We start from the raw sequence: 10,512 nt of genomic DNA, 5'->3' as shown, positions 1-10,512 counted from the left end.
GCGCGCCGCGCCAAGCGGCCGGTCGAGCAGCTCGGCCGGCGCTTGCGCCTCGTCGCGCATATCCGCCGTGGGCCCGCCGACGTCGAAGACGGCCTGTCCCTGCTCGGCGAGCATGGTCGCCGCGGCGGCGGCGAGCTGCGGCAGCGGGCCGACCGGGAGGGACGGCGAGAGCCGCCAGTCCCAGTTGACTTGTCGCGGCGCGAAGGCGGGGCGGAACGCGGCAATCGCGGCGTCGCCGGCATTGGCCGCGCTGCGCCGGCCTTCGCGCGCGAGCCCCTCCTTCAGCGCATGCACGATCAGCGCGCGCACCAGGCCGGCGTTGCGGAAGCGCACCTCGGTCTTGGCCGGATGCACGTTGGCGTCGACTTCGCGCGGCGAGAGCGTCACGAACAGCGCCACCACCGGATGGCGGTCGCGCGGCAGATAGTCGGCATAGGCCGCGCGCACCGCGCCGAGGATCAGCTTGTCGCGCACCGGCCGGCCGTTGACGAACAGATATTGCCCGAGCGCGTTGGCCCGCGTCAGCGACGGCGTGGCCGCGAAGCCCTCGACCACGACACCCTCGCGCTCGGCGCGGACTTCGATGGCCGCACCTCGGAACTCCGCGCCGAGAATATCGCCGAGCCGTGACAGCCGGCCGGGCGCGCCGGGCAGCGCCGCGGCCCAGGTCACCGGCGCGCGCTCCTCGCCGGCCAGGGTGAAGGCGATGTCGGGTCGCGCCATTGCGAGCCGGCGCACCACTTCGCGGATCGCTTCGGCCTCGGTGCGGTCGGTCTTCAGGAATTTCAGGCGCGCCGGGGTGGCGTAGAAGAGGTCGCTGACCTCGACGCGGGTGCCCTGGTTCAGCGCCGCCGGCATCACTTGCGACTTCGCGCCGCCTTCGACTGACAGTCCCCAGGCATGTGGCTCGCGTGCGTGCCGCGTGACGATCGAAAGCCGCGCCACCGCGCCGATCGAGGGCAGCGCCTCGCCACGGAACCCGAGCGTCCTGATCTGCAGGAGGTCCTCGTCGTCGAGCTTCGAGGTGGCATGCCGATCCACCGCGAGCGCAAGATCGGCCGCACTCATGCCGCTGCCATCGTCGGTGATCGCGATCTTCCGCCTGCCGCCGCCGTCGCTGAAGACATCGATGCGGCTCGCTCCGGCATCGATCGCGTTCTCGACCAGTTCCTTGACGACGCTCGCCGGCCGCTCCACCACTTCGCCGGCGGCGATGCGGTTGACGACCTGTTCGGGAAGCTGGCGCACGGGCATGACGGTACTCGGCTGCTAAGCGGCGACACTACCACATCTATTTCAGCAGTCCGCCGCCGCGCGGCGACCATCCCCAACCCAATTGTGAAGCCGGCGGTGCGGGTATATCGTTTCTAAAAACAATTCCCATGGGAGGGCGCCATGTGCAGCCTGTTTGCGCACCAGCCGCAGCGCGACTACGAATCGCAGACCCGTTCCTTGCGGATCGGCGGCCATTGTACGTCGATCCGGCTGGAGCTGTCGTTCTGGGACACGCTGGAGGAGATCGCGGCGAAGGAAGGCATGAGCCTCGCGAAATTCCTCACCACGCTGCATGACGAGGTGCTGGTCCATCATGGCGAGGTGAGGAACTTTGCTTCGCTGCTGCGCTGCTCCTGCCTGATCTATCGTTCGCGGAGCACGGTCGCGGTGCCGGCCTTCGTCGAGCGCGCCCCGGCGATCCTCGACGCTGCGGAGTAGTCCTACTGTGGGATCGTGTAGGGTGGGCTAAGCGTAGCGTGCCCACCATCGCGCAATGAACTCGCTGAGAGATGGTGGGCACGGCGCTCGCGCGCCTTAGCTAGCCCACCCTACGGCTCTGCCCGAGTGATCAGCAAACGACCACCCCCTCCGAAGGGAGGGGGAGCGCCGCGCGGTTGCCGCTGTAGATTGATCCGATCGCGCCGATCAAATCTCCTTCTTCTGCATGGCGCCGGCGATGTAGTCGGCTTGCCGGATCGCGAGCGTCACGATGGTCAGCGTCGGGTTGCAGGCTGCGCCCGTCGTGAACTGGCTGCCGTCGGAGACGAACAGGTTCTTGATGTCGTGGGTCTGGCCGTATTTGTTGACGACGCCGTCCTTCGGCTTCTCGCTCATCCGGTTGGTGCCAAGATTGTGCGTCGAGGGATAGGGCGGCGTCGGATAGGTGACGGTGGCGCCGACGGCCTCGTAGATCGCGGCGCCCTGCTTGTAGGCGTGGGCGCGCATCGCGACGTCGTTCGGATGGTCGTCGAAATGCACGCTGGCGACCGGCATGCCGAACTTGTCCTTGGCGACCGGATCGAGCGTGATGCGGTTGGTCTCCTGCGGCATGTCCTCGCCGACCAGCCACATGCCGGCCATCCGCGGATAGGTCTCGATCGCACTGGTGAAGCTGCGGCCCCAGGCGCCGGGATTGAGGAACGCGGCCATGAAGGGCAGGCCGAGCGACAGCGTCTCCATCTCGTAGCCGCCGACGAAGCCGCGCGATGGGTTGTTCTTTGCCTCGTCGCGGACGATGCCGGCCATGGTGGTGCCGCGATACATGTGCACCGAGTTCTCGAAGCTCGCATAGACGCTGCCGGTCATGTGCCGCATGTAGTTGCGGCCGACCTGGCCGGACGAGTTGGCAAGCCCATCCGGGAACTGGCTGGAGGCGCTGTTGAGCAGCAGCCGCGGGCTCTCGATCGAGTTGCCAGCCACGGCAACGATGCGCGCCTTCTGCCGCTGCATGGCGCCGGATTCGTCGGCATAGACCACGCCGGTCACTTTGCCCGAGGCGTCGTGCTCGATCTTGATCGCCATGCTGTTGGGGCGCACCTCCAGATTGCCGGTGGCCTCGCCCTTCGGAATCTCGGTGTAGAGCGTCGACCATTTGGCGCCGGACTTGCAGCCCTGGAAGCAGAACCCGATCTGCTGGCAGGAGCCGCGGCCGTCGCGCGGCTCGGAGTTGATCGCCATGTTGCCGGTGTGAACGATCTTGTAGCCGAGCTTCTTGGCGCCGGCCTCCAGCACCCTGAAATTGTTGTTGCCGGGCAGCCCCGGGATGTTGTTGGTGCGGGTGACGCCCATCTTGTCCTCGGCCCTGGCGTACCAGGGCTCCATCTCGGCGAGCGTGACCGGCCAGTCCTGCAGACTGGTGCCGGGCACCGCGCCATAGGTCGTCCTGCCCTTGAACTCGTGCTCGTCGAACCGCAGCGACGCGCCGGCCCAATGCGTGGTCGAGCCGCCGACCGCCTTGACGATCCAGGCCGGCAGATTCGGGAAGTCCTGGTGAACCCGCCAGCTCCCTGACGTCGTGCGCATGTCCTTCCAGGCGAGCTGGGTGAAACTGTCCCATTCGTCGTTGATGAAATCGGGGATCTCGTAGCGGCCGCCCGCCTCGAGGATAACGACCTTGATGCCCTTCTGCGCGAGCTCGTTGCCGAGCGTGCCGCCGCCGGCGCCGGAGCCGATGATCACGACCACGCCGGAATCGTTCAGATCGAATTTTGCCATGTTGGTGTCCTCCTGCCGCGCGTGTTCTTCAGGCTTTCGGGAGCCAGTCGATGTCGGAGAAGCCGCGCTTGATGTAGCCGCCCTTGTCCGCGGAAGAGCCCTCGTAGCCGAATTTCGGCCAGACCTCCTTGTTGTTGTAGAGCGACACGATCAGATCGCCGCGGATCTTCTGGAAGAAGTCGCTGCGCTCGATGCCCTGCAGCAGCGCCACGCGGTCGGCTTCCCAGGCCACCTCGGCATAGGGCACCTTGTGATGATCGCGGGCCGCCTGGTCGAGCCGCGCCACACCGTCATTGATCATGGTCTTCACCGTGGCATCCTCCGCGGCCTTGCCGTCCCAGGGCTTGACCGCGGCGATGTAGTAGCTGTCGCCGAGGAAATCGTGCGGGTAGATGTCGCGAGCGACCTTCACCAGCGTCTTCAGCGTTGCCGGCGACAGCGCGGCGCCGTCATCGGCCCAGGCGTCGCTGATGCCGACACCGGTGCTGGTCGCGACCGCGACCGCGGGCACGGTCGATGCTGCGCCTTGCAGGAAGACGCGGCGGTTGAACTGGCTGCGACGATCGATTTCTCTCATGGGCTCCCTCCATTTTGTTCGTTGATTGATCAGCCGAAGCGGCCGCCTTTCTGGATCACCTCGATCTTGTAGCCGTCGGGATCGCTGACGAAGAAGAAGCGCGCCAGCGTCCTGCCCTCGTGCTTGAAGTCGCGGAGCGGCCCCGGCGACAGCTTCTCGCGCTCGAAGCGCGCGTGCTCGGCATCGAGATCGTCCACGACGACGGCGAGATGGCCGTAGCCGTCGCCCTGCGTATACGGCTCCTTGCGGCCGTCATTGACGGTCAGCTCGACCTCGAACGGCGAGGACGGGTGCCGCAGATAGATCAGCGCGAAGTCCGGGAATTTGAGGTGTTCGGCGACATCGAGCCCGAACGCGCGTTGGTAGAAGTCGAGCGCCTTGGCCTCGTCGAGCACACGGATCATGGAGTGGACGGGTTTCGCCATTCACTGGAGCTCCTTCAGATAGGCAATGATGGTCGAGCGGACCTCGGGCTTCGCCTGCCGGTATGCCATCACGGCGCCCGGAATCATCGCCTGCGGGTTGGTGATCCATTCGTCGAGCTTCGCCTCATCCCAGGCGAAGTCGGCCTTGGCTAATCCCGCGGAGTAATGGAAGCCCTCCACCGTGCCGGCGCGCCGGCCGAGCATTCCGCGCAGCAGCGGGCCCTGCCGGGTAGGCTCGGCCGGATCTGTGGTATGGCAAGTCGCGCATTGCTGCTTGAACAGCGTCGCGCCGTCCGGCGGTTTTGCGGAAGGTAGCGGCATCTGCGCGCTGGCGATGCTCACGACAAGCGTTGCGCTGCAAACTCCGATCGCAATTGCCGCGCGCCGCATGGCCATCCGCATCATCCTCGCTGTGTGGAAATGTTAGGTCGCGCCGAACGCGCGTTGGTAGTAGCGGGCTGTTTTGTCGGCGAACCACAAAGCCGCCGCATTCGGCGGCGTGTCGGGCTGTCAGTCGTCGAAGCCGCGTGCGCCGCGGTGGGCCTTGATGTCGCTGCGGCGCTTCTTGCCTTCCAGCCGGCGCTGCTTCGATCCGAGCGTCGGCCGCGTCGGACGGCGCGGCGTCGGGCGCACCATCGCCTCCTGCAGCATCTCGACCAGGCGCTCGATCGCGTCGGCGCGGTTGCGCTCCTGGGTGCGGAAGCGATAGGCCTGGATCACGATCACGCCGTCCTTGGTCATGCGGCTGCCCGCGAGCCGCTGCAGCCGCTGCCGCGCGTCGGCCGGCAGCACGATCTTCGTGGTGTCGAAGCGAAGCTGCGCCGCGGTCGACACCTTGTTGACGTTCTGCCCGCCGGGGCCGGACGCGCGGACAAAGCCGATCTCGATGTCGTTCTCGTCGATCGTGAGGTCGCGGGAAATCCGCAGCATGGGCCACCGGGGGACAGGATTCGGTGCACACCATAGCTGCTTTATGCGGGATTTGCTGACGCCATTCGGGCAGCGCCGTAGGGTGGGTTAGCGAAGCGTAACCCACCATCTCGCTATGAGGCAGCGCTGTTCGTGGGGAGGTGTAGGGTGGATCAGCGTAGCGCAATCCACCGTTCCGTCGTACGTAGCTCACGAGCGGCGGATTACGCTACGCTAATCCGCCCTACGGACTGAGCGCCCGGCTCACTCCGTCTTGGTCGCAGGCGCCGCGGCTGGCGCTCCGGCCGGCTGCGCCGCGGCCTGGGGCGCGCGGCCGACGATGACGGTGAGCAGGCCCTGGCCCCACAGCCGCTTTGCCATTTCCTTGGTGTCTTCCAGCGTCACGGCGTCGACGATGGCGTTGCGCTTCTCGATGTAGTCGATCGGCAGTTTGTCGAGCTGGTATTGCAGCATCGCGCCGGCGAGTTTTGACGATGTGTCGAGCTGCAGCATCTGCGAGCCCTTCAGATAGGACTTCGCCTCGTCGAGCTCCTGCTGCGTCGGGCCCTCGTCGGCGATTCGCTTGACCTCGCGGGTCAGCGCCTCGACGGTATCGCCGGCGCGGTCGGCGCGGGTGCCAGTGTTGCCGATGAACAGTGCCGAGTGATCCATCCAGACCAGCGCCTCGTAGACCGAATAGGCGAGCCCGCGCTTCTCACGGACCTCGTGATAGAGCCGCGACGACAATCCGCCGCCGCCGAGCACATGGTTCACCACATAGGCCGCCATGAATTTCGGGTCGTGGCGGGCCAGGCCGGGACCGCCGAAGGTGATCACGGTCTGCGGCACGTCGAGCGGCACGAAGGCGCGCTGCGGCGGCTTGGCGGCGATCACGTCGGGCACCGGCGTGAGCTCTGCCTTGGCGGGCAGCCCGCCGAAGGTCTGGTCGAGCAGCTTGCCCAGCGTTGCCGGGTCGACGTCGCCGACCACCGCGACCTTCAGCGTCTCCTTGGCGAGCACGCGGCGGATATAGTCGCGCATGTCGGCTGTCGTGATCGCGGGCACGCTCTCCAGCGTGCCGGAGGCCTGCCTGGCATAGGGATGGTCGCCGAAGGCGAGCTCCATGAACTTCTTGCCGGCGAGCGCGCTCGGGTTGGTGGTGTCGCGGCGCAGATTGGACATGATCTGCGAACGGATGCGCTCGACGTCGGGCTCGTCGAGATGCGCCGAGGTCAGCGCCATCCGCAACAGCTCGAAGGCCTCGTCCTTGTTGTCCTTGAGCATGCGCAGCGAGCCGCGGAAATAGTCCCGCGTCGCACTGAAAGAGAGCTCGATCGCGCGGCGGTCGAGCCGCTCATGGAACGCCTTGGAATCGAGATCGCCCGAGCCCTCGTCGATGGTGGAGGCCACCATGTTGGCGACGCCGGCCTTGCCGGCCGGATCCTGGGTGGCGCCCCCGGTGAAGGCATATTCCATCGCGATCAGCGGCACGGTCGAGTCCTGCACGAACCAGGCCTCGATGCCGCCGGGCGAGATCAGGTGCTGGATCTTGGCCGCGGCGAAGGACGGGGCGGGCGCCGCGAGCGCGAAGGCGAGGCCGGCCGCGGCGGCGAGAACGGCGCGCCGCGTGAGAGTGAGGATGTGGGTCACGAACGCTTCTCCTCGCGCTTCGGCGTGGTGTCCTTGATCAGATAGCCCGTCACCGAGCGCTTCTTGTCCAGCCATTTCTGCGCGGCCGCGCGCACCTGCTCGGCAGTCACCGCCTTGATGCGGTCGGGCCAGCTTCGGATGTCCTCGATGCTGGAGCCCGTGGTGAGCCCGCCGCCATACCAGCGCGCCAGCGTCGCCTGGCTGTCCTGTGCATAGATCGCTTCCGCGATGAGCTGGGTCTTGACCCGCTCGAGATCCTCCGCCGGCGCGGGGTTCTTCGCCACCTCGGCGATCACCCTGTCGACGACCTCCTCGACAGCGGCGAAATCGACGCCGGGACGCGGCGCGACCGCAATCGAGAACTGCGTCGGGTCGAGCGAGGTGCCCTGATAGGCCGCCGAGGCGTTCACCGCGAGCGGCCGGTCGACCACCAGCGCGCGGTAGAGATAGGAATTGTTGCCGGTGCCGATCAGTTGCGCCAGCACGTCGAGCGCCGGGCTCTCGCCGGCGGCGGCGGTCGCAGCCGAAGGAACGAGATAATAGCGCTTCACGGTCGGCTGCTCGACATGGGGGTCGGCCAGCGTCACCGTGCGCGGGGCCACCGGCTCCGGCTCCTGCGGGCGGATGCGGCGGGCCGGGATCGCGGGCTGCGAGGCCACCTTGCCGAAGGTCGCCTCGACCATCGGGCGGACCTCCTTGGCGTCGGTGTCGCCGGCGATCACCAGGATCGCGTTGTTCGGCGCGTAGAAGCGCCGGTAGAACGCCAGCGCGTCCTCGCGGACGAGCTTCTCGATCTCATGGTGCCAGCCGATCACCGGACGGCCGTAGGGGTGGTTGAGATAGAGCGCGGCCATGATCTGCTCGTTCAGCCGCGCCTCCGGGTTGTTGGCGACCCGCATGTTGTATTCCTCGAGCACGACGTCGCGCTCCGGCAGCACGTTCTCGTCCTTGAGCACGAGGCCGGTCATGCGGTCGGCCTCGAACTCCATCATCCTGGCGAGCTGATCGCGCGGGATGCGCTGGAAATAGCCGGTGTAGTCGGTCGAGGTGAAGGCGTTCTCGTCGCCGCCGATCTTGAGCACGGTCTGCGAGAACTCGCCGACCGGATGCTTGTTGGTGCCCTTGAACATCAAATGCTCGAGGAAATGGGCGAGCCCCGACTTGCCCGGCGTCTCGTCGGCGGAGCCGACCTTGTACCAGACCATCTGCGTCACGACAGGGGTACGGTGATCCTGGATCACCACGACCTGCAGGCCGTTCGGCAGCGTGAACGTCTCCGGGGGATCGGAAGTCAGCGTGGTCTGGGCGAGGGCGCCGGTGGTCGAGAGCACGAGCGCAACGAGCAGCGAGGCGGCAATCCGGATCGGGCGCATCATGACCTGTCAGCTGTCCCGGGCAGGATTGCGCGGGATAAAATTACCGCATCGTACACCGCACCGGATCGGGCGAAGGTCACGAAGCTGCGAGAAAAGCTCAAGCTAAGCGCACGGGACGTACATGCAAACGAGACCGCGTGCCAGCGTCTTTATCCGGCACGTCGATTCGCAGGAGCCGGCCGCGCAAGCGGTCCGGCTCAACTCTCAATCGCCGTACTTTCCGGCGGAGGGATTGTATTCCTTGTTGAGAGATTCCTTCGGCCCGGTGCCATAGGCGTAACTCGGCGACGGCGTCTGGTATCCCGGTGGTGGCTGGGTCAGGGAGTCGCGCGTGGGCTCCGCCTTGAATTCCTTCTGCTCCGATTTGCTGCCGCCGAAATAGCTCGAGAGCTTGCCGTCGAAGCCGAGCTGCGAGGGGCTGAGTGGAGCGCTCGGCGCGCTGCCGGGTCGCTCCGTATCCGAGTCGTGCGTGCCTCGGCCGGTCGACGCGGTCTTGGCGGCGTTGAGCTCGCTCGGCGACAGCGGACGGGCGGCATCGCGGGCCGCCTGACCAGCTTCCTTGCGGCCCTCTTTCTTGCGTGCGGCGGCGTAGGCCTTGTGGCGCGCTTCGTCCGGATCCTTCGGCCAGTTCGGAACGTTGGCCGCGGCGGCGTCGGAAGCCGGCGGCGGCAGGTCGAGGTTCCGCGGCACCACCAGCGGTGAGCGCTCGCGATAATCGATGCCGGTATTGTCCATGTTGGTGGCGCCCATGCCCTTCATGATGCCATCAATGATCTTCTCCTCGAAGGTCTTGTCCTCGTCCTCATCGTCCTGGGCACGGGCGGCGCCGGCGGCGATCAACAGGCCGATTCCAAGGGCCGCGGCCGACAGCCGAACAGCTCCTTTCAGCCACACGAGATTGCGTTCCGAGCTTGTGGTTCCGGCCTTGCGCATCGCCAAATTCCCCAAGAGTTCCAGGAAGGTGCGGCCATCTGCCCGCAGGCCGAACGCGCCGCCTGCCGGTCGTATCGGCCGGGATCAGGGCACTTTTACGGCGTCTGCCCCGAAAAAAGAGTCATACAACAGCGCTGCAACCCCGGCAACGATGGCCGCGTCCGCGAGGTTGAACACATACCACATATAGTCCTGTCCCGCGATCTCGACGTGAAGCAGGGCGAAATCCACCACCGCGCCATGGACCAGCCGGTCGATGGCGTTGCCGATCGCGCCGCCGATGATCAGTCCGAGTGCGAGCGCCGCCAGCATGCTCCGGGACCGCGCCATCCAGACCGAGAGCGCGATCACTGCCGCCGCCTTGACGACCATCAGGCCGATCTGGACGAACCGGCTGTCGTCCTGCAACCAGCCAAAGGTGATGCCGATGTTCCAGGCCAGGTCCAGGTCGAAGAACGGCGTCACCCTGACCCGGCCGCGGTGGGCGATATCGAACACGTCGAGCAGCCAGAGTTTCGAGGCCTGGTCGATCGCGAGCGTCGCAATTGCGGCGAGGATGCCGGAGCGGAGCGGGGTTGCCATGTCCGTTTAGCGACCCTTCTTTCCGCTCTTCTTTTTCTTCTTCTTCACGGCGCCCGGCGCGCTCTTCCTTGCCTTTGCCACGGGCTTGGCCTTGGCGACCTTCTTCGCCTTCTTGGGAGCTTTTGCCTTTTTGGCCGACGGCGCCTTCGTCCCGGCCTTCGTCGCGGAGGGTTTTGCACCCGACTTGGCACTGGCTTTGCCCGCTGCTGTCTTCGCGGCGGGTTTGGCCGTCTTTGATCGGCCCGGCTCGGCCGGAGCAGTCTTGCTGGTCTTTGAAGGTGCGGGAGCCGCTTTCGGCTTTGTCTTGACCTCGCTCCTGGGTTTGGCGACGGAAGCGGCCTTGCGTGAGCGTCCCGGGTTCGCGGGCTTCGTTTCGACGATGTCTTCGACCGGCACCTCGACGACGGCTTCTTCCGCAGCAGCTTCCGCCGTGACGGGCTCGGACGCGGCCGGAGCCTCCGACGCGGTGGCCTCGGCCTCGTCGCCGCCATTGAGCTTCTTCCACTCGCGCAGCGCCTGCGCGTCGCGCGGGGTCACGTCGGGATAGTCGAGGTCGGTGCCGACATCGGTC

Annotated in this window: 11 protein-coding genes and 1 pseudogene; 1 reads left to right on the top strand and 11 read right to left on the bottom strand. The window is 66.6% G+C overall.

Going from position 1 to position 10,512, the window contains the following annotated elements; translation table 11 throughout:
- On the bottom strand, positions 1-1,254 hold a 1,254-nt coding region (mutL, locus tag JOY90_RS39660; protein ID WP_291696522.1), incomplete at its 3' end, for a DNA mismatch repair endonuclease MutL.
- A 141-nt stretch (positions 1,255-1,395) separates the two neighbouring features.
- Here mutL and JOY90_RS39655 point away from each other — a divergent pair.
- Positions 1,396-1,713, top strand: a complete 318-nt coding sequence (locus JOY90_RS39655; protein ID WP_291696521.1) for a ribbon-helix-helix domain-containing protein — start codon at positions 1,396-1,398, stop codon at positions 1,711-1,713.
- Positions 1,714-1,920: 207 nt separating this feature from the next.
- Here the strand turns inward: JOY90_RS39655 and JOY90_RS39650 are convergent, their stop codons facing one another.
- The 10 genes and pseudogenes from JOY90_RS39650 to JOY90_RS39605 all read right to left on the bottom strand — a co-directional run.
- Positions 1,921-3,489 carry a GMC family oxidoreductase gene (locus tag JOY90_RS39650; RefSeq protein ID WP_291696520.1) on the bottom strand — a complete coding sequence of 523 codons (1,569 nt, stop codon included), beginning with the start codon at positions 3,487-3,489 and terminating at the stop codon, positions 1,921-1,923.
- A gap of 28 nt (positions 3,490-3,517) precedes the next feature.
- Positions 3,518-4,066 carry a gluconate 2-dehydrogenase subunit 3 family protein gene (locus JOY90_RS39645; RefSeq protein ID WP_291696519.1) on the bottom strand — a complete coding sequence of 183 codons (549 nt, stop codon included), beginning with the start codon at positions 4,064-4,066 and terminating at the stop codon, positions 3,518-3,520.
- Positions 4,067-4,095: 29 nt separating this feature from the next.
- On the bottom strand, positions 4,096-4,491 hold the full coding sequence (locus tag JOY90_RS39640; RefSeq protein WP_291696518.1) for a VOC family protein: 396 nt from the start codon (positions 4,489-4,491) through the stop codon (positions 4,096-4,098).
- Positions 4,492-4,812 (bottom strand): c-type cytochrome, encoded by a 321-nt coding sequence (locus JOY90_RS39635; protein ID WP_291696524.1) that lies wholly within the window; start codon positions 4,810-4,812, stop codon positions 4,492-4,494. It lies immediately after the preceding gene.
- Positions 4,813-5,001: 189 nt separating this feature from the next.
- Positions 5,002-5,421, bottom strand: a complete 420-nt coding sequence (gene arfB / locus JOY90_RS39630) for an alternative ribosome rescue aminoacyl-tRNA hydrolase ArfB (RefSeq protein WP_291696517.1) — start codon at positions 5,419-5,421, stop codon at positions 5,002-5,004.
- 243 nt (positions 5,422-5,664) lie between these two features.
- A complete protein-coding gene (locus tag JOY90_RS39625; RefSeq protein WP_291696516.1) occupies positions 5,665-7,125 on the bottom strand; it encodes a pitrilysin family protein in 1,461 nt (486 codons plus the stop codon).
- Entirely contained in the window at positions 7,047-8,423 is a 1,377-nt protein-coding gene (locus JOY90_RS39620; RefSeq protein ID WP_291696523.1) for a pitrilysin family protein, read from the bottom strand. The genes JOY90_RS39625 and JOY90_RS39620 overlap by 79 nt, the downstream gene beginning before the upstream one ends.
- Before the next feature lie 207 nt (positions 8,424-8,630).
- Positions 8,631-9,359, bottom strand: coding sequence for a hypothetical protein (locus tag JOY90_RS39615; protein WP_291696515.1), 729 nt, complete (start codon positions 9,357-9,359; stop codon positions 8,631-8,633).
- Between the two features lie 84 nt (positions 9,360-9,443).
- On the bottom strand, positions 9,444-9,941 hold the full coding sequence (gene lspA, locus JOY90_RS39610; protein ID WP_291696514.1) for a signal peptidase II: 498 nt from the start codon (positions 9,939-9,941) through the stop codon (positions 9,444-9,446).
- Positions 9,942-9,947: 6 nt separating this feature from the next.
- Positions 9,948-10,512: pseudogene (locus JOY90_RS39605) on the bottom strand (hypothetical protein); the annotation flags it as partial.

It is taken from the genome of Bradyrhizobium sp., from assembly GCF_019242285.1.
Classification (GTDB): domain Bacteria; phylum Pseudomonadota; class Alphaproteobacteria; order Rhizobiales; family Xanthobacteraceae; genus Bradyrhizobium.
The sequence above is the reverse complement of the archived record's forward strand: the minus strand, read 5'-3'. Positions and strand labels throughout refer to the sequence as shown.